This window comes from Filobacillus milosensis (assembly GCF_004402015.1).
GTDB lineage: Bacteria > Bacillota > Bacilli > Bacillales > Alkalibacillaceae > Filobacillus > Filobacillus milosensis.
Genome location: NZ_SOPW01000011.1, coordinates 90,283 through 114,059, shown reverse-complemented (window position 1 = coordinate 114,059; position 23,777 = coordinate 90,283). Strand labels below are relative to the sequence as shown.

Here is a 23,777-nt window from a genome sequence, read left to right as displayed (position 1 = left end):
GCATCACCCTTGTATTCATCAATGGCAATCACTTCAGGCAATTCCTTTGTTTCCTCTAACATAGAAGAACTAATATCATCAAAACGACGCATAACAGTTGTTGACGAGGTATTAAAGCGATTAGCGACATCTTTAAAATTCTTCCCATGTATTAATTCAATGGCTAGAGCTTGGTTAAACTCCGTGGACTGCCTTTGGTAACGTTCAACAACCTTATTATTTTCATAGAAACGTTTACCACACGTTGCATTCACGCAAGAATAACGTCGTTTTTTATAAAATAAAGCCGTATTTCTACCAAAAGCTTGAACGTGTTGAATTTTTTGTACTCTATAATCATGTACTCGATTTGTGACTGTGTAACACTCTGGGCAGCAATGAGGTTGTCTCTCCAACTCCATATGGAGTTGGTAAAGTCCATCCGCTTCAACTGTTTTTGTAATAATAAACTCTTCTAATCCAGGCAATGAAATGTTAAAATTCATAATACACGCATCTCCTTTTTGTACTTGTTTATTGGTCTAAACAAAGTTTAACAAAATTAGGAGATTGCGTGTTTTTTATTTGTCAGAAAATTATCTGTACCCCAACATATATTTTAGAGCCATTAAAAAAGACCTTGCCATAAATCTGACAAGGTCTTCCAAATAAAGCTATTCTACTGATGAATTCTTCCAATAAGCTCTTATAAATACAATGAACACACTTACCATCAACCCTAATACAAAACCTATCGCTATATTTAATAGCTTATTAGGACTTACTGGATCGATTCCTGCATACGCACTCGATAATGTACCAATTCTCTCTTCTACTATATTTAATGTATTAGCTGTTTTTGCATCTTCGTATTTTATAGAGTAATTCTTGTAATTTTCGTTGGCATGGTCAATCTTAGCATTAATCTGCTCGTATTCTACTTGAGTGATTTTCTCTAAGTCTCTTAACTCTTGTAATAATTCTTCATTGGCTTCTAAAACGTATTGCGTGCCACTTGCGTTTTGTTGAAAGAGTACAAGTAAAGGTAACCCATTTGCTTCTTCTAATGCATTATATTCTTCTAAGTATTGAGTTAACGCTTCTTCTTCTTCTTGCATTTTTTCTTGATAAAGTTTCTCATAGGATGTGAAATAATCCTTTAGGTCTTCTTTAATGACGGATTCCGTATTTGCTATAACCTCTTTAATGATTGTCGATATTAATTCCCTGTCAGCACCTTCTTGAGAAATGTGTATCAGAGTTTCATTCTCTTTTGGCACACTCACATTGATATTATTCTGTAAAGAGGCAACTGTTTTCTCTTCTAAGTTTAAATTCTTCTTAGTACGCTGCATAACCTCAGGAGACTGCATAACTTGTACAACTACATCACGTGAAGTCGCATTATCTGTGTATTCCGTTAAAGATCCTGTAGGTAAATCTGTTTTATTTATGACGACTGTTGCTTTTGATTCATATGTAGGAGTTGCAATAACGAAACTATAAATAGCTGCTAGTGCCACTATAATAGCTGTCACTCCAGCTATAATCCATTTCCCTTCCCATAATGTTTCAATAATTTCTCTAAGGCTTATTTCTTCTTCCATATGATCGTTCATCGAATTACCCCTATCTAAAACTTACTTATTAGCAAATTTTCTCAAACTCTACTGAATTATATCATAAATATTACAGGATTTTAACAGAATATTAGACGTAATTCGACATATTTATTTATAAATTGCACGCTTATATGCTTTAATATACTGATCAAATTGCTTTTGATTCTCTTGACCGTTATATAGTTCTTCTTGTTGTTTAGTTTTGTTAAGCCTGCCCAAACTTAGATATTTCAAAGCTTTCGCTCGTAAGTCAATATCTTCTTTCCCTTTAAATCTATTAGTAACTTGTATAACATCTTCGTCTTGTTCATTTATAGCAAATGCTTGAGCTGTTAAAAATAATGAACTTTTGCTTAACTTCGTGTCTCTTAAGTTACTTTTTGGTTCGATCGAATTTTTCATTTCTTGATGTTGATTATAGTATTGAACTGTTTTCTCGGCCATATCCTGGGCTTTTTTCAAAACCCCTAATTGCATCCAGTTAACAGCTTCACTAGATGTTAAGCGGATTGCTCTACTGTACACATCTATATTATACTCATCTAATTTTAGTGACTTATTATAGTATTTAAGAGCATTTTCAATCTCACCATATGATGCATATGCATTCCCAACTTGCATGACTGCTCTTGGGTTTTTAGGTTCAGTTTCATAAATAGAGTTTGCTATTTCATATACTTTTTCTTCTTTATCTTGCTCTACGTATATTGCAGCTAATTGAATCATTGTATCAATATCGTAGGGGTTATAATTATGTGCTTTTTCATAAACTTCCATAGTTTTCTCAACGTTTAGATCTTGACCTCTAACATCATTGATTGCTTTTTCTGCGAGTAAGAATCTAGTTGAGTAGAGCGTACTGAAAGCTACAACTGCTAGTATTGGTATTGTGATAAGCAACTTTTTCTTCGTATTAGTTATAATAAATTTGTTAGAAGACACACCTGAATTATTTAGACCCAGTACGAATAGCAAGATTAAAATAAACCAAGCCGTACCAAATGATAAATCAAAATCCACTGATGCGTGTGCAATTAACATTACTGCCCCCATTAAACTGCCAAAGACCGCCTTATTATTTACATTCTTGAGCAACTTAATAAATATAAATACCAATGTAGCTAGAAGTACTAATATTCCAATTCCACCTACATTTAATAACTGTTCAAATAAATAACTATGAACATCATTCCCTATATAAGGAAAGCTTTGATAGACATAATAGAGTGTTGGCCAACTATCTCCACCCCAACCTATTAAAGGAGAATCACTGAACATTTTAAGTGCATCAGAATAGAAGTCGAACCTTCGATCTGAAGTTAAGTCTTGTTTTTCTAGACGGCTAATACGAGAGAAACTAGATTGTAGATTCTCAGGTAATGAGCTATATATTTTACCTTTAAATAATATATCGATTAGGAACGCTGCACCTAATGCTGTAATTCCGGTTGGTATTATGAAATTATATATTTTTTTATCAGATTTTATATGAATGAATTTGTTAATCAAGGTGACTAACGTAATTACTATGATTAGGCTAATTAATGAATATACAATTAACTGATCCCAAAAACCAGTCATTATTTCATTTCTAGGAATTGGTGACATTTTAATATAAAGTAATCCAGCAAAACCAAAACTCGTCAAACTGACCAGTATATATTTGAACTGATCATGCAGCTTAATTAAAAACAATCCTAGCATCCATATCATTGGAAATAGTAAAAAGGCTGCTCTTGATTGAGATAAAAATAGAGACGATGCGAATAGAACCAATGGTAAAGAGTAAATAACTATATTGATCCATGAAGTTCTTTTAAGTATTAAACTTGTACTAAACAAGAAGAAAGACATTCCAACCGCACCATACACATTTGGGTACTGAAAGAAACCAGAGAACCTATTTCCTAATACAGCATCTCTAAATTCAAGATTTCCGGAAAGACTTAAGAATGGAACTATCATTAAATAAATACCAAACAATATAAATAAGTACGGTAATGATAATTTTATAGATTTATTACTTGTCTGTAAATCTAATAATAATGCAAACAACGCTGCGTAAGTAATGTATCGGAAAAACTCAGTAAAGTTCCCTTCCGGTGAAGCAGCAGTTATAAAAGATAATAGATATATTAATGATATTGAAAACATTAAAATAGTAATCACATTAAATTCAGTTGATACTATTATTCTATAAGATAAATAAGCTATAAAAATAACACCAAAATATATATGCCATTTATAGAACTCTGAATCAGAGAATAGCCCATAATCAGTAGCCGAAATAAATATTGCACCGATTACTACAATATATGTTAACCATGTAATAGACTTATGTAACATTCTTATTCCAACCTTCATTATGTATTTACACTATTTACAATTTTAGTCTATCAAACAAAAAAAGTGAACCATATTAGTTCACTTTTTTACTACTCTTCATATATAAATTCACCTTTTACTACAGTTCCATCAATATTGACTTCTAATTGATAGGCTCCGGCACCAAGTTGTTCAAATAAACTTGCTGGTAAACCGTTCATTATTTGATCAGCTTCAGGATTTGTTGGCATAGAATTACTTGTAACCTCTTCATAATCACCCTTGGGATTAAGAATATTCAATGTAACATTTACTTCTTCTACACCAATCTTTTGATTTGTTTCTATTAGAAAATTCATTTTTTCACCAATAGTAAAAACGTTAATTGCTTGTATTTCATTGTTACCTTTTAATTTACCGAATACAATATCGCCTTCTAATTCATTATTATCTGAACAAGCACTGATGAATAAAATTATGATTAATAATATTATAGATTTTTTCACTTCTATTAACACCCTTATGTATTAAAAAGAGTGAGCCTGAGGCTCACTCTTTTAATGGTTAATATTAGTTGCCGTATACTTCAACTGTTACAGAGAAGTCTTCAACTTCATTAGCTGGAGTAGCTTCATCTGTGAAGTAGTTAGCATCTGAGAAATCAATGTAAAGCTCTTTAGTCTTCACATCTTTACCGTAAACATAAACTGTAACTGTGTTAGAACTGTCACTAGTTGATGGAATATGAACAGTAAATGTGTTCTCTTCAGATGGAGTACCAGTCGTACCTGCAAATGTGTACTCTTGACCATCTTCGTCAGTTACTACAAAGTTGTCACCAGTAGCACCAGCAATAGATGATTCTACATTTTCAGTGAAGTTTAGTGTAACGTTTGAATGGTTAGCATCTGTATCAACACGAGTTTCAGCGTCAGTAACTACAGTTGGTGAGATACCATCTGTTACTAGTGCTGAGTTAATATCTAAGTGATCACCAAATTGGTTAACTGCAACTACATCTTGAGTACTAGTTTCAGTAGTATTAACATTTATTTGCTCTAATGAACCATTATTATTATAAAGAGCATCTGTAGTTAATGCTGAATCTGGATGTAGTGTAAATGTTAATACTTTGCCACCAGATGATAGTTCAACGTTTAAAATTTCTGAGTCTTTTAATGTGTAACCACCAGTAGTAACTAAAGCAAAGTCATCGCGATCATAGTCTACTAATGCTTCTTCTAAAGTAACATCTAATGTTGTTTTAGAAGTAGCAACTTGCTTAACAGCACCAAAGTCAGACTGTAGTGTGATGTCAAATGTTGTTGTTAAGTTATCTGTAGTGTTTCCGCTATTATCAGCTACTCTAGCAACTTTAATGTTGTTTGTACCAGTAGCAAATAGGTTTGCATTTGCTGAGCTTGAATCGTCCTCATTGTGAGAAGCGTAATCATAAACGATTTCTACTTTGCTATCACCATCAATAGCATTTAGACTCACGTAACCGCTGTAATCTACTAGGTCTTCACTGTTCACAAGATATTTTTCAATATCCAATACAGAGTATCCGCCTTCAGTCATCATAGCTTCACCGTAATCTACGATTAAGCTATGAACTCCTGCACCATTTTTGTCTGGATAGTAAGTAGCGCTAAATCCAGATGGAGCTGTAACATCTTCAGCGTAGAAATCTGTTTCAAATTCATCTAGTGAATTTCCAACTAAGTCTTCAATGCCATCAGCTTTTAATGTAGCATCTCCACTTAAGTTACTAGCTAATGTAAGTGTAACTTTGTTACCGTCAGGGTTGATACCTGTTCCAGCAATTACAACTTCATCACCATCTGCATTTAAAACTGCATAGTTATCTTTGTCTAAAGCTGTTGTTTGATCTACAACTTCATCATAAGTAACAACTAATTCATTTTGTGCATCACCAAGTTTAACTTCTGATACTTGTGGTGCTTCTTCATCAGTATCAACTTCTACTACTATGTCAAGTTGATTTTCGTTTTCATTACCCCATAAGTCTGTAACTGCTTCTCCATCAACATATACATAAGCAGTACCAGCAGGTAAGTGGTTGTTATCAAACTCTACAACTAATTCATTATCTTTTTCACCAGCTTTTACTAATGAAGCAGAGTTCTTTGAGTTAGTGTGATAGAAAGCTGATTCATCCCAGTCTTCAACAGCAATTGGCTCATCGAAAACTAAAGTAACTGTACGTTGGTTTGCATCTTTGTAGTCAACTAAAGCTGGAGCTTCAGTGTCTGCTTCTACAGTGACATCAAGACTTGTCTCAGTTACTGTATAACCAGCATAATCAACTAAGATTCCGCCGTTAACCTTAAGCTCATAATCTCCATCTTCTAAATCTGAGAAGAATGAAACTACCGCTTCTTTATTATTGTTTGAGAATGTCACATCGTCAACGTAAATATTTTCACCAACTAATTCAAAAATATCACGTTGATCTGAAGTTGATAATTGACTAAATGCACTAGCATCAATTGGTTCACTGAAGTGAACTTTAACTTGTTTAGCACCAACGTTTTCTGCTGAATCAGCAGTTGGTACAGTTGTATCAAAGAATGATACATCAAAAGTTCCTTCTTCAGCTAAAATATCTTCAGAAACAGTTAGAGTTTCTTCAGTTTGTTGAGATACTGCACTATCTAATGCGATTGTTACCATATTTCCATCTACAGAAACACTAGCAATTGCAGTGTTCTCAAATGAATAGTTAGCTTTGTCAGCTACATCTTCGTTACCTTCAACGTTTGTGTTGAATTCAACTGTAACCTCTTTAAGGTTTGTAGCACTTACTTCTTCAACCATAGCCATTTCTGGTGCAGGTTTTTCTAGTTTGCTACCTAAAGCAAAGTCAGTTTGTGCAGTTAGATACGCGAAGTCACCGCGTTTCATGTCTGCATCTGGACCGAAAGTAGTTTCAGTTTGACCTGAAATTAGTCCATTAGCATAAAGAGCTTTAAGAGCTTCTTCGTACCAAACACCTTCTTCAACATCAGTGAAAGGTAACTCAGTTTCTGGAGATGCATCTAGCTCATATGCAGCATAAATCATTTGTGCTAACTCTTTACGAGTCATTTGTGCATCTGGTGCAAATTCGTCGTCTTCTTGACCAACCATTACACCTGCTTCGTATACTGCTTTAACAGCGTTTGTATACCAAGCATCTGCTTCCACATCTGTGAATGGAAGCTCAGTGTCGGCGCTAGCTTCTAAATCTAGCATTCCTGCCATTACTACAGCAGCTTCTTTACGAGCTACTTGTTCACCTAATTTAAATGTACCATCAGGATAACCTGTTACTACACCAGCTTCTACCATTGCCTTAATCTCATCATGATAAGGGTGGTCTGATGAAACATCAGTGAACTGGTGATCTGCTGATACCACTGCAGGTGCTACTGCAGATGCTACCATAGCAGCTGATACAGACGTCGCAAATACTTTACGACCGTTCTTTCGTAGATTAGCCATTAATCATTTCCTCCTTGAAACTAAAATATTTAATATATTGAAAACTATAATTCCTAACACAATTATGATTATGTAAAATTATAGCCTTCATTATTAACTCGGGTGATGCTTATGAGCCTCTCACATATGTAAATTTCTTGCTGCCTATGAAACTCATATTAAAAATATAACACTATGATTACTGAAAATCAACGTGTTTTTACAAGTAGATTATAAATATATTACATTTTTCCTACTTGTAACTCTAATTTTTTAGAAAATTTATTTTTCTTTAATCATTATTAACAATCATCTATTAAATGTCAATAGTTTTATCAGAATTTTACAGATATAATAGAATATTTTCATTAATTATGTTTTATTTCGGGTTAGTTAAGCTTTATTTAAACTATTATTATAAAATCCTACTATTTTATCTGTCCTTCTTCGACAATTTTTGATAGATTATAACTATCAGAAAATTCTACAAGGAGGAATACATAATTAATATGAAGCGTTCTATCATACTTACTGTTGCTTTTGCTTTATTGTTTTCATCGGCAACGACTGTTTTTGCCGATAGTCATGATGACATTTCCGGTCATTATTTTGAATCTAGTATGCGTGATTTAATCGATCAAGGCATACTTGGTGGTTACGGTGATGGTGAATATCTACCAGACCGTGATGTTACTCGTGCAGAGTTTACTAGTTTTCTAGTACGCTCTTTGAATCTTTCATTAAATACAAGTAATGTTAAATCGTTTACTGATGTGAAAGAAGGACAATGGTATTACCATTCCGCGCGTGTCGCAAGCAGCCACGATTTAGTTGGTGGTTACCCAAGTGGTGAATTTAAACCAAATAATCGAATTTCAAGAGAAGAAATGGCTGTCATGATTAAGCGTGCATTAGAGAATAAAGACATTCACGCTGAACAGGCTGAACTTAATTTTGTAGACGAGGATCAGATTCAATCTTGGTTTATTCCAGCTGTTCAAGAATTAGTTACACTTGAAATTATTAGTGGTAAAGCTGATAGTAAAGGAAATCTTTACTTTGCTCCTAAAGACAATACCACTCGTGGAGAAACGTCAGCGATTTTGTCTCGAATGTTGACTGTCATAGAACAATCCAATGTTCCAGATCCAGATACTGATACAAAATACACAACTTCATCTTATGATTACACATTTTCAAATATGATAAATGTTCAAATGAATAAGACACCTAAATTGGATGGAGCGGGTCAATTTATTGCTAGTCAGGGTGTTGTTGAGTATTATGCTAACCCTGCTAACTTTGAAAATGATTCAAGCGATATCTATCAATTCCTAGTTCTTTCCGGTCAATCTGGATTAACAGCACAACAGATTAATTCTAATATATTAAAAGGAAAAGGAATTTTAGATGGAGAGGCTGCTGCTTTTATTGAAGCAAGCAAGACCTATAATGTAAATGAAGTCTATCTAATTGCACACGCCTTCCATGAAACAGGAAATGGAACATCTACCTTAGCTAAAGGGGTCGGTGTTGACTCCAATGGACAAGTTCCTACTGAGAAAAATAGTGAAGGTAAAGAGGAACCTATCATTATTAGAGATACGGATGACCCACGTGTTGACCATATCGTGTACAACATGTATGGGTACGGCGCTGTAGACAACTCTCCTACAAAAGGTGGCGCTAAGTACGCCTTTGATCAAGGTTGGTTCACTCCAGCTGATGCGATCATTGGTGGCGCTAAAAAGATTAGCGGTAACTATATTAGCCAGGGCCAGGATACGCTATATAAAATGCGTTGGAATCCAGACTCATTAGGCTACCATCAATATGCAACTCATACTGCTTGGGCTACGATTCAAGCTGAGAAGATTAAAGAAATGTTTGAAAGTGCGAATCTTGATGATTCATTCAGCATGAAGTTTGATATTCCAGAATATCTAGACATGCCTGGCGAAACGTCACTACCAGCTATTGAAGATCGTTATCATGTTTCAGAGAAGTATCAAGGAGTGATGATGAATTCAATTGCTGAACCGCATTTGAATTTACGTTCTTACCCTAATACTTGGGCAAATAACATCGTTGGTGAAATTGTTACTGGCGCATCTGTTGAAGTTATCGGTTATAACGGTGGTTGGTATAAAGTTGACTACGATGGCACAATTGGGTGGGCTCATGGTGACTTCTTAGAATTTGCTGCACCACTTCGAGTGAATACTCCTGGTTCTACATTAAATGTACGTAGTGCACCAGCTATGAATGCCAGCAAAGTCGGTTCACTAAGTCATGATGAAATAGTTCCTGGTATTCCAGGTAAAGGTGATGTACCTGCTACAGATGGTGACTGGTACTTAATCACTTATAATGGTGATACTGCTTATATCCATAAAGACTATGTGGTGGATGTGAAAGCTGAAGAAGCAAAACAAACTACTGAAGATGAACAAACTAAATAATCATATATAGGCTCGCTGCTAATTGCGGCGAGCTTTTTTAATTGGGTTTGTTTTCGGGTATCATGTAATAGAAATGTTATTTTTCCTACATATTAAATATGGTATTATTTAGAATATGCATTACTATAGAAGGAGTTTGGATATGAAGCGAGTTAACATTATGGGAGTTCCATTTACTCATATAGATCAAGATGGTTTTGTGAACCTATTAGATAAACGAATTCAAGAACGAAAGAAAACGTTTGTAGTGACTGCGAATCCTGAGATTGTGATGAATGCTCAGGAAAGTGATGAATTTATGCAACTGGTTCATGAGGCTGATTATGTAACAGCTGATGGCATTGGTGTTGTGAAGGGTGCGCAGATTTTAGGAGAACCATTGCCGGGGCGTGTGACAGGGTTTGATACGATGATGGCGATGCTTGAGCGTTCGGCTAGGCATGGTTATCGTGTGTATTTGCTTGGGGCGTCGATTGAGACGATTGAGTTGGCACATTCGAAGATTAAGGAACAGTTTCCTAACATTCAGATTGTCGGGTATCGAGATGGGTTTTTCGATTGGGATGACCCGGCGATTTTACAGGAGATTAAAGATGCGAATCCTGATTTAGTATTTGTTGGACTCGGAGCACCGCGTCAGGAAAAGTGGATCAGTCAGCATTTGGATGAATTTGACCATGGCGTGTTTATGGGAATCGGTGGCAGCTTTGATGCGGTTGCTGGCACGATGCCTCGTGCGCCTGAGTTTTTCGTGAAAATGAATTTAGAGTGGTTTTATCGCTTATTAAAGCAACCGAGTCGTTGGCGCCGGATGCTTGCTCTCCCCCACTTTGGACTTAAGGTCATTGGAAAACGGTTGAAGGGTAAGCGATGAGTGCCTCAATTTTTATAAAAAGTACGGTTATATTATCTGTTGCGACATTGGTATCGAAAGTATTGGGGAGTATCTTCCGTATACCGCTTCAGAATATCGCCGGGGATGAAGTGCTCGGGATTTTCAGTTTAGTTTATCCTGTTTATATGGTCGCGATGATTTTATCTGTGGCTGGGATTCCGATTGCGATATCGAAGTTAATTGCGGAGGCCCGGACGCGTGATGATCAAGGTGCAATTCGAGAGGTTTATATTACGGCAAGTATTTTGGGTGTTTTATTTGGGTTAACGAGTTTTCTTCTTATATATACGTTCTCAGATCAGCTCGCTTATATGCTCGGTGGTCCTGAGACGGAGTTGGCGTTAGTTGTTGTGGCTTCGACGTTAATCGTTGTACCATATATGGCGGTTTATCGAGGTTATTTTCAAGGGTTTGAGGATATGACGCCGACTGCTTTATCGCAGGTGTTGGAACAATTCGTGCGTGTCGGGATTATTTTAGTTGCGGCCTATTGGTTTGTTCAGCAAGGTGCTTCGGATGAAGTGGTTGCTGGTGGCGTGATGTCCGGTTCGATTATTGGGGCATTTATGTCGCTTGTGTTTTTACGCGTGAAATATATGCGTTCTGATGTGAAGATTGATTCGAGCGTGGCGAGTTATTCGTTTGCTACGTTTAAGCATTGGGCGAAGAAGATTTTGAAAGTATCGATTCCGATTGCGGTTGGTACGATTACGATGGCCTTAGTGAATGTGGTCGATTCGTTTACCGTGCCGCTTGGCTTGCGTACGGCTGGAACAGAAACTGAAGACATTAATTACTTATACGGGATTTATGGACGTGGATTGGCACTTGTTCAAATTGCAACGGTGTTTGCGACGTCGGTCATCCTCCCTCTTGTTCCGCTCATTACGAAGAAGTTAGCTGAGCGAAAGTTTGATGAGACACGTTCAGTGGTTGAACGGACATTTTATATGACGCACTTAGTGTCTTGGCCAGCTGCGACAGGGTTGTTTGCATTGACGTTGCCGTTGAATCTAGCGTTGTTTACCGATTTACAAGGTAACTCGGTATTGGCGATTTTAGGATTAAGTTCAGCTTTTACATCGTTTACGGTAGTAGCGATTGGAATTATGCAGGGTATTAACTGGGCTGGACGTGGCGCGTTAATCGTGCTCGGTGCGATTGTTGTAAAAACGGTATTGAATGTTGTTTTAATTCAGCTTTATGGACTCGACGGTGCGGCCATTTCAACGTTAATCGTTTATATCCTATTAATTGGCGCGACTGTTGCCTTTATCTATCGCGCGGTGCCGTTTAAAGTGATGGATGTTCGAGGGATCAAAATCATTTTTTCTTCTATTATAATGGGAGCTGTGATTGGTGTTCCTACTTTATACATGAATATTGTTTCTTGGACAAGACTAGAAGCGATGGGCTATGTGGCAGGTGCAGTCGTTGTTGGAGGCGTTGTGTTTGTCGCTCAACTTTTCTTATATAAAGCAATGGATCGAGATGTGTTAGCGAAGTTGCCTGTGGTTGGGAAGTTTTTTAGAGATTAAGGTCATTTATTATTAACTTAATATCATACATAAAGGAGAGAAATGCATTGTCAAAACGATTGGTATTATGGGGGATTGTTGTTTTATTATTACTGGCGTCTCTGCCAGGTATTTATACACGTTGGCAGGTTGAGGAGTCAAATACGACTTATGAGACGGTATTGCCTTATTTTGAGCTTGCTGAATTGACTGAAGAAAGTGGCCTCACAATGGAGGATGCGTTGCAGGAATTGAAGGATGCCGGGCTGACAACCATTAGTGTTGAACCACTTTCGTTAGAGTCTATGGATGAGAAGGATAAGATTGATATATATTCACCGACGGATCTAAAAGAGTCATTGCGTTTTAGTCCTTATGATTACCCTTTTAGTGATGATTTAGAAGGGATATTTATTTCCGTTCCGAACGAAGAGTATTATGCGAATATTATTGAAGAGCATTTTGTGACGGATAGAGTGATGATTGGTGATGAGCGATTACTTTACCTTTCAATGGATAAGGAATTGGCGCTTGATACCGTGCTGGGTTATGACCGTGAAGTGATTGAGGAAATTCAATCTTATGGTTTCGAATATATTGTACGTGCTGAAAATACCAATCAGTATGGGAATGAAACTACGGTAGAAGCATTGTTAGATATGAAAAATGAAAACCTAAATGGCATCCTTTTCTCCGGGCAAGAGGCCATTGGTTACCCAGAACTAGCAGCCGTTCGTTCATATTCGAAGGCACTAAATGATGCCGGTTATCATTTTTATTCGATTGAGTTTACCGGTCAAAAAGGAAATACGTTGATTGCACGTGAGACGAATTATGATCATGTTCGTTTGCATAGTTTGAGTCTTGAGGTTATGGAGCTTCAGGAAAATGTCGATCGAGCAGTCCGTGCTGTGAAAGAGCGTAATATGCGTTCGTTATTTTTACATGTGCCTGAGACAGAACCGAATGAGAGCTTAGATGCGACAGTCTTGTTCTTGGAGCAGCTAGAGCAACAGATGCCAGCGAAGTTTGAAACTGGACCTGCAAAGCCTTTTCAGGATTATCAGGTGCCTGTATGGAGTATGATTGCTGCTTTAGCGGAGGGGATTATGTTTATTTATATCGCCTCTGAGATTGTGCCTGTGCGCTTGGCTCGGTTAGGTGTCACGGCTGTGATGGCATTGTTGGCGTTAGCTTATTTAGCGACTGATAAGTTGTTGTTTGCGCAGGTGTTTGCGCTTGGTATCGCAGTTGCCGCACCGAGTTATGCGGTGGTGAAGACGTCTGAGCATGGTATGGCGTCGGTTGCGCAGGTGATTAAACAGTACTTATTAGCTGCATTATATACGTTTGTGGGAATTATTATTGTTGTGGCGGTGCTGAATGGTAAAGGATTCATTACCGGATTTGAAATGTTCCGTGGCGTGAAGCTGGTTTATGTATTGCCTATAGCGTTTGTGGCTGGTTATTTCTTCTGGCAGATTGCCCTACGTATGTTAAACATGGACATCAAATATTGGCACGCACTTGTGATGGTGTTTATTGGCGGTGCTGGTGTGTATTACGTGTTGCGTACGGGTAATACAAGTAGCGTGAGCTCGATTGAGATGACTGCGCGTCATTTATTAGAAGAGTATTTATATGTACGACCACGAACGAAGGAATTTTTACTGGGCTTCCCTGCTTTTGTGTTCGGATTGTATGTGATGGGAATCAGCAAGCTGTGGGGCCGACTATTTATGATTCCTGGTGTGATTGGATTTTTATCAATTGTGAATACATTTACGCACTATCATATACCGCTTGAGATTTCGATGTTGCGTACTGCATATGGATTATTGTTCGGTTTAATTATTGGGTTAATTGCGGTTGTGGTCTTCGGGTTCATTTTCAAGAGAGCATACAAGTATATCCCTGAGAGGTGGATCCGATGAGAGTCGTCATTTCTGGTTATTATGGTTTTGACAATGTAGGCGATGAAGCGATTTTGTTTTCGATTGTGAACACATTACGTGGGTTGCGTGATGATATCGAGTTTGTTGTGCTGTCGAATAATCCTCAGCAGACAGCTGAATTGTATGAGGTTGAGTCGGTTAATCGTTTTGATTTGAAGGCAGTACGTGCGGCGCTTCACGAAAGTGATGGCTTGATTAGTGGTGGCGGTAGCTTGATGCAAGATGCGACTGGGATGAAGTCGATCCCTTATTATTCTGGCGTCATCCGCATGGCCAAGTGGATGGACAAGCCTGTGTTTGTTTATGCGCAAGGTGTTGGGCCTGTTAATCGCGCGTTGTCTAAGTGGGTATTGAAATCTACGTTTAATAGAGTCGATAGCATTACGGTGCGAGATGAGGAATCGAAGGCTTTAGTTGAGAGTATGCGCGTGCGGCCTGAGGTCACGCTAGTGCCAGACCCGGTGTTAGGGCTTGATGGGACGAAGTTTTCGAGTGACTGGTTGGATGGTGCCGATGTAGACAAGCCGGTGGTGACTGTCAGCGTGCGCGATTGGCAGACGCAGGTGCCTTATTTGATAAGAATTGCGGATAGCCTGGACCAATTAGCTCGTGACGGGTACAGAATAGTCTTTGTGCCGATGCACGGTGAGCATGACCTGAAAACGTCTAAGGACACCGCTAAAATGATGCGAGAAGATAGTTTGGTGGCACCGCATGATTTATCAATGGAAGAAAAAATTGCGTTGATTGGCGAGTCGAAGTTGCTTGTAGGCATGCGCCTTCATGCGTTAATTTTTGCGGCGATTAGTGAAACGCCTTTTGTTGCGTTATCGTATGATCCAAAAATTGATTCGTTTGCATCGATGGTCGAGCAACCTGTTGCCGGGCATGTTCGGGAGGATAACTGGGAAGCTGAAGATATCATGACACACTCGAAGGAAATTTTTGACCGTTATGAATCTGTTGTGCAGCGTCTTAATGAGCAAGTGACTGTTAAGAGGCAGCAAGCTGTTGATACAGCAAGGCAAGCCATTAAAATATTTAGTTAGATAAAAAATAAGCAGCTAATGTCAGCTGCTTATTTTTTGTCTCTAATATATTTAGTTAATGGTTTAAATTGTTGTGGATCTAACTTACCGAAAATGATCCAGTAGCTTGGTATAAAGTAGTACACGAACCGTACTGCCAACCAGCTGAGAAGCGTAATCATGACAAATGTGAAGACTTGCCATCCATTATAAACGAGCGGGCTTCCTGTATCTAAAAAACGTCTAAAGTAAATCAATATTAACGGGTGGATGAGATAGACCCCAAATGAAGTCGCACCAATTTCCATAAATAGCATTTTCGTACGAGCTTTAAACTTTTTCTCTGCAACGTGTGCGAAATAGAAAATCACAAGGCCTGCAAATAACGCGTGCGTCGCCCAAGTGAACTCAGCCAGATAAGAGATCACTATATTGGGGAGAGTTTCATAGATGATACCTAGCCCATTTGTTCTTGCTAGATACATATATCCAGTATATAAAATTACAAGAATTCCATACCCCATGAAAATAGGAATCAGCCTCTTGAAGCGATAATTTGGCTCGCGCATCTTTTCCCTAATTTCATTATAATAAATGCCAAGAAACGCCCCAACAAAGTAGAATGAAAAATAGGATAAAGAGATTGACCCTTTTATTTCAATTCCAAAATAGTTTTTGTTCAGATATACCCATACCCATTGGACCAGTAACCCGATCCAAATAGCGTTTTTTCTAAGGAACCCCAACTTTTTAAACATTTTAAGTAAAAGTGGGAACAGCAAGTAGAATTGAACACTAATAAACACAAAGTATAGATGTGGATGTGCTTTACCAATTGATAACTGCGTTAGAAATTTATCTGCTACAAATCCCCAGCTTGGATAATCATAATATAGATACCATTTCACGACGAAGTAAATCGCAGAAAATAGAATATATGGGACTAGGATATATTTAATCCGCTTCACATAGAACCTTTTCATTAAAGACCAGTTCGTTTCGCGTGGATAATAATTATAAAAAAGGACAAACGCACTCAACATAATAAATGTCGGTGTCCCTAATTTTCCAGCTATATTTAAAAAGTTATATATCGGAAACAGAATTGAATCTGTTGGTATTGTCGTTATCCCACTCGATGTTGAGTGGACAATCAGAACTGTGAAAATCGCAAATGCTCTTGCTAATTGGATTTCATCTAAGTTTCTACGTTTGTTTGCCTTGTTCATGTTTATCACCTTTCTTGTATTTACCCCATTCATACTAACATTAATCTGCAAAATAATTACAGATGTTTACAAAATGTTATAATCTTTTAATTTATTGTAATTTTTATAGAATGAGATTTTTGATAATAGGATAGACTGGGGATATTTGGGCATAACTAAGGCGGAATTTGTCGTCTTAGGGGGTTTGTTATTGAAACATATTTATGTCTTGGTGTTGTCAGTCATTGTTATTGGTTCTATTGTTTTTCTTATGGCCTCGACAAGCGAGGGAAAGTTACATACCGATTATCAGGCACCCACAAATGAAGAGTTGGCAGGACAAACATATGGTGTGGTAGTCATTGGTGGTGAACCTGAAGGAGTAGCTGCTGCGGTTGCCGCAGCTCGTAATGGGGCCAACACTCTTTTAATTGAAAAACGTGATGGTCTTGGTGGGCTTATGACTTATGGGATGTTGAATTATATCGATTTAGTTAATGGCATTGGCGGGGATTCAGCTGTTGCCGGTATTTTTAAAGAATGGCATGACTTAGTTGGTGGGGATGTAGCGTTTGATATTGAACGGGGTAAGGATGCTTTTATGCACTTGGTGTTGAGTGAGCCTAACTTAACTTTAACTTTGGACACGACTGTTGAGGATGCTGTTATGGAGGGTAGCACGGTAGTAGGTGCAAAAGTAGAGCGACATGGTGATGTACTAGAGTTGAAAGGCAAGCGCTTTATTGACGCTACGCAGGATGGCGACTTAGCTGTGATGGCTGGTGCCCCCTATTATCAAGGCGGTGCCGATCATAACCTTGGTGATCGACAAATGGCAGTAACGTTAATGATGCATTTTAAAAATGTCAATTGGAGCGGGATTAAACAAGCAGCACGTGATGGGCTGTTTAGAGGTGGTGAAACAACGCCTACTGTTGCCTGGGGGTTTAACGATTTAGCTTATGAGTATAATGCGGTTGAGGAGAATACTCGATTGCGTGGGTTAAACATCGTTCGAACGACTGAGGATGATGGCACTGAAGGCGTTATTATTAATGCATTACAAATTTTTGGGGTTGATGGGACAAATCCTGCAGATCTAAAAGCTGCAATAGAAAAAGGAAAGCGTGAAACGGAGCATGTTTTAACCTTTTTACGAAAGGAATTTCCAGGTTTTGAAGAAGCGGAAATTGCCAGTTACCCTGATGAGCTCTACGTCCGTGAGACTCGCCACATAGAATCTGAGTATATGCTGAAAATGAAAGATATTTGGACGCACACTGATTTTTGGGACGGCATTGCTTTTGGTGGGTATCCTGTCGATGTTCAAGCAACCGACTTATCAAATTATGGCTACATCATTTCAGCACCTACACAGTATGCGATTCCATTTAGATCGACCGTGCCACTTAAGGTTGAAAACTTGTTAGTTGTAAGTCGGTCTGCAGGGTATACTTCGCTTGCGGCGGGTAGTGCGCGCATTATTCCAACGGGTATGGCTGTCGGGGAAGCTGGAGGCACAGCTGCTCCGTTGTCGATAGAACGAGGCATGACGTTCAGGGAGATGTCGAAGTCTGAAGTTGTGATTGAGAGCTTGCGTGAGACATTGGCTAAGCAAGGTGCGAAGGTTGAGCATTTTGATATCGGTTATCCTTACGAAGGTGAATGGTTCGATGAGGCCGTTCAGTATTTGATTAATTTTGGTGTAGTTACTGGCGGTTATAAGAATGATTTGGAGATCGAATCGGACTTAAATCGACTGCATATGGCTAATATTTTATCGAATGGGTTAGAGCGTAGTAATAAAGAGGCTTATAATAAGTACGCGAGTGAGATTCAGGTTGCAAACATGGAAGATCCTACGTTTAAAGAAGGGTCGTTTACACGTGATGAGTTCGCTTCGTACTTGGTTGAGGTTTTTGGTGACGGTGCTAATGTGAGTGCCACGCCATGGGATCAAGCGCTTGAATTAGGCTTGATTGATGAAGAGATTTATGAGCGTTTGGGTGAGAATGTGACGCTTAAGCGTAAGCATGGGTATTATATTGCTGCGCAGTTGCTGCAGAAGTATAGTGAGTAGGGTGTGTTTGGTGTCGCTCCTAGCCTTTTGGGTTGGGAGCATTTTTATTTCGAACTTTGGTTTGAATTAAGCGAATTTTTTTGAGGTTATTGCGAACAATTTTTAGGGTTAAGAGAATTTTTATTGGTTTTCCCTTAAAAATTAGCACTGTTATTCTAAGTTTAGATAGGTTTTTTCTAATTTGATGGTTTTCGGCTTCAGCCGAAAACCTTCTTCTTTTAAATATTTGAAGTTGAAGATGAGATTAATGGAGTTGGTTGAGTTTTTAATGGAGTTCGTGTTTCGAATAATGGAGTTTGGCTTCAGATTAACGTAGTTCTTTTCGATTTTAATGTAGTTTAGAACTGGTTTATTGAAATTTTGTTGGTTTTCGACCAATGTCGAAAACCTTCTTTCTCTTTTTAGTGGATGCGTATCCGGTCTAGACCGGATACTTTTTAATATAGTTGAAGATGAGATTAATGGAGTTGGTGGAGTTTTTAATGGAGTTCGTGTTTCGAATAATGGAGTTTGGCTTCAGATTAACGTAGTTCTTTTCGGTTTTAATGTAGTTTAGAACTGGTTTATTGAAATTTGTTGGTTTTCGACCAATGTCGAAAACCTCCCACATATAAAAAAGGCACAGGAATTATTCCTGTGCCTTAAATTTTTCTATTAAGTTATGGTTGAGGACGGCGTCAGACATGCGGAGGATTTCTCTTGTTCGTTTTGCTTCTTCCACGCACTCTTCTACTCCTATTTCTGTTTTCTCTGAGACATCATAACATGAGCCGTTCTCGATTTCACCATCGAGCGAGGCATCATAATAGATGTCGCCTTTTTTATAACCACCATACCTAAATGGTACTAAGTGGTCTTCCATATCAAACATGTTGTTACCGAAATGATAGGCGTTTTTCTCTTTGCCTAGTACATGCAATAGAGTCGGAGCCACATCAATCATGCCGACACTTTGGTCGAATGTTCGGCCCTGGTCTTCCATGCCCGGAATTCGGATAATGAATGGTACTTTATCCTGAACATTTTTCAATGATACGGGATCAGTATCCATGCCTAGTGCTTTAGCGTGTTTTTCTGTAAACTCGATGCCACTGTCATGGTCGCCGTACACGACTAACACAGTGTTCTCCCATAGTCCTTCTTTTTTCATCTTATCAACCAGTTGTCCGACGGCGTAATCCACATAGTGAGCCGAGTGGAGGTAATGGGCAAAGATTGTACCATCAAATGGTTTTGTATCTAAGTCATAATATTTTGATGGGATATTATAATACGGATGGTGACTCGTTAGCGCGACCACAAATGAATAAAATGGTTGCTGGGCCACATTGTCGTTCACCATGCGTCTAAAGACACCTTCATCCCCTAACGTTTCAAAAGGTCCTGCTATCTCGCCGGGTTCAAAGTCACCTTTCCCTACGAATTCATCAAAGCCGTAGTTCGGATAAATGACTGAGCGGTTCCAGAAGTTTTCCTCATACGAATGATAGACAGTTGTGGAATAGTCATAATCCTTGAAATAGCTTGGCAGACTATCATAAGTGTTTGTCGGGTAACGCACATAAACCGAACCCGTCGGTAATGGATATAGCGATGTTTGAGTTAAGAACTCTGCATCTGATGTACGTCCCTGAGCCACTTGGTGATAGAAATTCGTGAATCGGTAGGCATTATCTGCTAAGTCATTAAGGTTAGGCGTGATTTCTTTACCGTTAATTGATTGTCCAAGCAAATAATCTTGATACGACTCTAGCTGAATCATCATTACGTTTTTTCCTTCACCCGTGCCGAAGTACTCTGTTTTTTCATCGAGTTTTTCATGATGTTCATCAAACCACTCACGAATCTTTTCTGCCTCCCCTTCTGCCAATGTTGGAGAGTTAATGATGTTGTCTCTTACATACTTTTGCGTTTCAAAAACGTGGAAGCCTAAGTGGCCAATAACATTGTAAACTGATACGTTCGACCATGTGTTTACAAATAGGTTTGTACCATATTCTTCTGTGTAGTTGTTAATAGGTGTGATCGTCATATACAGCCCTGCGATTAACCCAACCGCTAATAAAGCTAAGCGTTCTTTCCACATTAAATACTGCTTCACTTTTTTTATCTTAAGAATGATGTATGCGACCAGAACTAAGATGATATCAATAAAGAACCTGAAATCTCTAATATACATTAGCTCTGTAATACTGCTTGAGATATCTCCCATCTGACTCGAATGACTCAAGACTGGTGTGGTAATTAAGTCACCAAAATAACGGAAGTATACGAGATCCGCGTAAATGATAAAAGATCCTATAAATCCAATAAAAAATAAGACAAGCAGTCGACTTACCCTGGAAAATAAAAGAACAATAGAGAATAGCAAGATGACTTCTCCTATATTAACCATGATTCGGTCTTTTGTTAAAAAGTAAATCCCGGTCTCTTGGGCAAACCATACCATTTTAATGAATAATAGTGATGATAAGATTGGGATTTCTATATGTCTAAATATAAATTTTGCAATTTGTTTTAATGCATTCAAGGCTCACATCCCCCCTGTTTTAATTGTGGGCATCTTTTAATAAATACATACTTTAGATCTTACTGGAAAGTTAATATTAAGCGCGAGATATTGTCTAGTTGTGAGTTTTGTCGTATTATGAGAATGGTATTCTATTACAATTTTAGGGGAATCACCATGTTATTTAACTCGTTCGAATTTATATTTGTATTTCTACCAGTCATGTTTATTGGTTACTATATTTTAAATAGATTCAATTTCTCGATTGCTAAAGTGTGGCTCTTATGCGGGTCGCTTTTTTTCTATAGTTGGTGGAATCCAATCTATCTGCCGCTTCTTTTGGCTTCTATTTTTGTGAACTTTTTTATTGGAATCTGGTTAACGAAAATTCAGGTTGGGATTCAGAAAAAAGCATTCTTGACTTTAGGGATTTTGTTCAATGTTTCGCTATTAGGATTTTTTAAATACTATGATTTTTTAGTAGAAAACTTAAACTATGCGTTTGGGGCGAATTTTAACGTATTACATTTGATCCTGCCTTTAGCGATTAGCTTTTTCACCTTTCAACAAATTGCATATTTAGTAGATTCTTATCGTGGTGTTGCTAAGGAGCGTAATTTCTTAAACTATGCGTTGTTCGTTTCTTTTTTCCCACAGTTAATTGCGGGTCCAATTGTGCACCACAGCATTGTGATGCCGCAATATATGGATTCTAATAATCGAAAAATACATGCGGAGAACATTGCTAAGGGGTTGTTTATTTTTTCTATAGGTTTGTTTAAAAAGGTGGCCATCGCAGATACGTTCGCGATTTGGGCGACTACTGGATTTGGCTCAGCTGAGACCCTTACTTTCTTTGATGGTTGGGTGACGTCTCTGTCGTATACCTTCCAGTTGTATTTCGACTTCAGTGGTTATACGGATATGGCGATTGGTGCGGCATTGCTATTTAATATAAAATTGCCAACTAATTTTTATTCTCCTTATAAAGCAGTAAGTATACAGGATTTTTGGCGTCGCTGGCATATTACGTTGACGAATTTTTTGACGCATTATATTTATATCCCGCTTGGCGGAAGTCGCGTCCATGCTGCTCGTATTTATGGAAATATATTAATCGTATTTTTTATCAGCGGTTTGTGGCACGGTGCAGGGTGGACATTCGTGGTTTGGGGTATGTTACACGGCATTGCGAGTGTGATTCACCGTTTTTGGAGTAAGGCTGGATTTAGATTACCTACTCTACTTGCCTGGTTCGTGACGTTTCAGTTCATTAACGCGACTTGGGTATTGTTCCGCGCACCAGATTTTACAACTGCGATGCAGGTTTTATCTGCGATGGTTGGTTTAAATGGTGTACAGATTCCAAGTATTATGAATGCTCGGTTGGGGTTAGGTTTATCTGATGAATGGCTTTACACATTTACATTAATGGATGATTTAATAAAGTTAGGACTATTTTTAATCGGCGCGTTTATCATTACAGTTTTCTTAAGGAACTCAAATCAGTTGACGGAAAAATTGAAACCCACACCTCTTCACGCATTATTCGCGGTCGGATTATTTATATACGCTGCCTTACAACTTCAGAAAATCTCTGAGTTTTTATACTTTAATTTCTAAGGAGTATCCTTATGGTCTCTTATAAAAGTTTTATCGTGACATTTTTATTAGTAGCTGGCCTTGGCCTTGGGTCTTTTGCTGGATTTAATTATTGGATCGACCCCATGTGGACGTTCGGTCATGCGCACGAATACAATGATGTTCAGGCTGAGATTGATGAACGCCAGCAGAAAGTGAATCACATCTACTATTCAGATTTTGATTATGACACTCTTCTAATTGGAAGTAGTCGATCGACGTACATTAATCAACATAGTTTTACAGGGATGGATGTCTACAACTTCTCGGTTAGTGATTTGTCTTTTAAAGAATATAAAAGTTTAATCGATTATGCGGTGCGTGAAAAAGGTAGCGAATTTGAGCGGATTATAATCGGCGTCGACTTTTTTAAAAGCAGTTTGTCGCAGAGTAAAGAAGATCTAAATATTGATGAGTATATCGAGACGGTTGAAGAACCTTTTTACAGGTGGAAAATTTTATTGTCTCAAGATATTTATGAGTATGCAAAGCGAAACTATGAACTATCAAAGGCGGATGAAATTGTTGATTTAAGAAATTACAATCGTGAGAATGTCGCGCTAGCTAAAGAATTTCCTCGGGAAGTTAAGATTAAGCAAACTGAGGCAAAAATCGCTAAATTTAAAAGGATGTTCTATGGGGACAAGTATGAATATAACCCGGAATTTAAAAAGGTTTTACAGGACATAGAGGCGGCGTATCCTGAGACTGAGATCTTAGTTTATACAACACCGACTTATGAAGGACTGTTTAATGCTCTAGTCGAAGAAGGTAACTTCGGAGACTATGAAAAATGGTTAGAAGATATTGTTGAATCGACTGATACTGTTTATAACTTTATGTACCCAAATTCAGTAACGGAGAACATTTCAAATTATTTTGATGGGCATCATTTCTACCCTCATGTTGGGGATGATATTGCGAAAAAGATTAGTGGTGCAGGTGGTGTGCCAGAAGATTTTGGGCGGAAAGTCACTGAAGATAATTTCAAAGAGCATATAGATTGGGTGAGGTCTAAGATTGATTTGAAAACAGAAGGTGTTACTCAATAAAAAAGTAAGCAAGGATGA

General features: G+C 38.0%; 15 protein-coding genes. 8 read left to right on the top strand and 7 right to left on the bottom strand.

Annotation, left to right across the window (positions count from 1 at the left end; genetic code table 11):
* The 5 genes from E3U55_RS11270 to E3U55_RS11250 form a co-directional block, all read right to left on the bottom strand.
* Positions 1-485 (bottom strand): transposase family protein (locus E3U55_RS11270; protein ID WP_134340535.1); only part of this gene is annotated, 485 nt, incomplete at its 3' end.
* A gap of 168 nt (positions 486-653) precedes the next feature.
* Complete coding sequence (locus tag E3U55_RS11265; RefSeq protein WP_134340534.1) at positions 654-1,598, bottom strand: Wzz/FepE/Etk N-terminal domain-containing protein; 945 nt, start codon at positions 1,596-1,598, stop codon at positions 654-656.
* A gap of 111 nt (positions 1,599-1,709) precedes the next feature.
* The gene (locus tag E3U55_RS11260) at positions 1,710-3,947 is read right to left on the bottom strand and encodes an O-antigen ligase family protein (RefSeq protein WP_194840895.1); all 2,238 of its coding nucleotides are present in this window, start codon (positions 3,945-3,947) and stop codon (positions 1,710-1,712) included.
* A gap of 89 nt (positions 3,948-4,036) precedes the next feature.
* Positions 4,037-4,432 (bottom strand): hypothetical protein, encoded by a 396-nt coding sequence (locus E3U55_RS11255; RefSeq protein ID WP_134340532.1) that lies wholly within the window; start codon positions 4,430-4,432, stop codon positions 4,037-4,039.
* Between the two features lie 64 nt (positions 4,433-4,496).
* Positions 4,497-7,433 (bottom strand): S-layer homology domain-containing protein, encoded by a 2,937-nt coding sequence (locus E3U55_RS11250; RefSeq protein WP_134340531.1) that lies wholly within the window; start codon positions 7,431-7,433, stop codon positions 4,497-4,499.
* 488 nt (positions 7,434-7,921) lie between these two features.
* On the opposite strand from E3U55_RS11250, the gene E3U55_RS11245 reads away from it, so the two are divergent.
* From E3U55_RS11245 to csaB, 5 genes are all read left to right on the top strand, one after another.
* On the top strand, positions 7,922-9,874 hold the full coding sequence (locus tag E3U55_RS11245; protein ID WP_134340530.1) for an S-layer homology domain-containing protein: 1,953 nt from the start codon (positions 7,922-7,924) through the stop codon (positions 9,872-9,874).
* Positions 9,875-10,016: 142 nt separating this feature from the next.
* On the top strand, positions 10,017-10,748 hold the full coding sequence (locus tag E3U55_RS11240; RefSeq protein WP_134340529.1) for a WecB/TagA/CpsF family glycosyltransferase: 732 nt from the start codon (positions 10,017-10,019) through the stop codon (positions 10,746-10,748).
* Positions 10,745-12,307, top strand: a complete 1,563-nt coding sequence (locus E3U55_RS11235) for a putative polysaccharide biosynthesis protein (RefSeq protein WP_134340528.1) — start codon at positions 10,745-10,747, stop codon at positions 12,305-12,307. Before E3U55_RS11240 ends, E3U55_RS11235 begins: the two co-directional genes overlap by 4 nt.
* Before the next feature lie 47 nt (positions 12,308-12,354).
* Positions 12,355-14,220 (top strand): DUF5693 family protein, encoded by a 1,866-nt coding sequence (locus E3U55_RS11230; RefSeq protein WP_134340527.1) that lies wholly within the window; start codon positions 12,355-12,357, stop codon positions 14,218-14,220.
* Positions 14,217-15,290, top strand: coding sequence for a polysaccharide pyruvyl transferase CsaB (csaB, locus tag E3U55_RS11225; RefSeq protein ID WP_134340526.1), 1,074 nt, complete (start codon positions 14,217-14,219; stop codon positions 15,288-15,290). Before E3U55_RS11230 ends, csaB begins: the two co-directional genes overlap by 4 nt.
* 29 nt (positions 15,291-15,319) lie before the next feature.
* Here the strand turns inward: csaB and E3U55_RS11220 are convergent, their stop codons facing one another.
* The gene (locus tag E3U55_RS11220; RefSeq protein WP_194840894.1) at positions 15,320-16,498 is read right to left on the bottom strand and encodes an acyltransferase; all 1,179 of its coding nucleotides are present in this window, start codon (positions 16,496-16,498) and stop codon (positions 15,320-15,322) included.
* A 190-nt stretch (positions 16,499-16,688) separates the two neighbouring features.
* Between E3U55_RS11220 and E3U55_RS11215 the strand changes: the two genes are divergently transcribed.
* Positions 16,689-18,557, top strand: a complete 1,869-nt coding sequence (locus tag E3U55_RS11215) for an FAD-dependent oxidoreductase (protein ID WP_134340524.1) — start codon at positions 16,689-16,691, stop codon at positions 18,555-18,557.
* Between the two features lie 628 nt (positions 18,558-19,185).
* Here the strand turns inward: E3U55_RS11215 and E3U55_RS11210 are convergent.
* Positions 19,186-21,087, bottom strand: coding sequence for an LTA synthase family protein (locus E3U55_RS11210; RefSeq protein ID WP_134340523.1), 1,902 nt, complete (start codon positions 21,085-21,087; stop codon positions 19,186-19,188).
* A gap of 156 nt (positions 21,088-21,243) precedes the next feature.
* Between E3U55_RS11210 and E3U55_RS11205 the strand changes: the two genes are divergently transcribed.
* Positions 21,244-22,689, top strand: a complete 1,446-nt coding sequence (locus tag E3U55_RS11205) for an MBOAT family O-acyltransferase (RefSeq protein WP_134340522.1) — start codon at positions 21,244-21,246, stop codon at positions 22,687-22,689.
* A gap of 11 nt (positions 22,690-22,700) precedes the next feature.
* Positions 22,701-23,759, top strand: coding sequence for a hypothetical protein (locus tag E3U55_RS11200; protein ID WP_134340521.1), 1,059 nt, complete (start codon positions 22,701-22,703; stop codon positions 23,757-23,759).
* Positions 23,760-23,777: the final 18 nt, after the last annotated feature.

Coding starts and splice junctions, on each gene's coding strand:
- E3U55_RS11265 (WP_134340534.1), bottom strand. CDS start 1,598: ATGAACGATCATATGGAAGAAGAAATAAGCCTTAGAGAAATTATTGAA.
- E3U55_RS11260 (WP_194840895.1), bottom strand. CDS start 3,947: ATGTTACATAAGTCTATTACATGGTTAACATATATTGTAGTAATCGGT.
- E3U55_RS11250 (WP_134340531.1), bottom strand. CDS start 7,433: ATGGCTAATCTACGAAAGAACGGTCGTAAAGTATTTGCGACGTCTGTA.
- E3U55_RS11245 (WP_134340530.1), top strand. CDS start 7,922: ATGAAGCGTTCTATCATACTTACTGTTGCTTTTGCTTTATTGTTTTCA.
- E3U55_RS11240 (WP_134340529.1), top strand. CDS start 10,017: ATGAAGCGAGTTAACATTATGGGAGTTCCATTTACTCATATAGATCAA.
- E3U55_RS11235 (WP_134340528.1), top strand. CDS start 10,745: ATGAGTGCCTCAATTTTTATAAAAAGTACGGTTATATTATCTGTTGCG.
- csaB (WP_134340526.1), top strand. CDS start 14,217: ATGAGAGTCGTCATTTCTGGTTATTATGGTTTTGACAATGTAGGCGAT.
- E3U55_RS11220 (WP_194840894.1), bottom strand. CDS start 16,498: ATGAACAAGGCAAACAAACGTAGAAACTTAGATGAAATCCAATTAGCA.
- E3U55_RS11205 (WP_134340522.1), top strand. CDS start 21,244: ATGTTATTTAACTCGTTCGAATTTATATTTGTATTTCTACCAGTCATG.
- E3U55_RS11200 (WP_134340521.1), top strand. CDS start 22,701: ATGGTCTCTTATAAAAGTTTTATCGTGACATTTTTATTAGTAGCTGGC.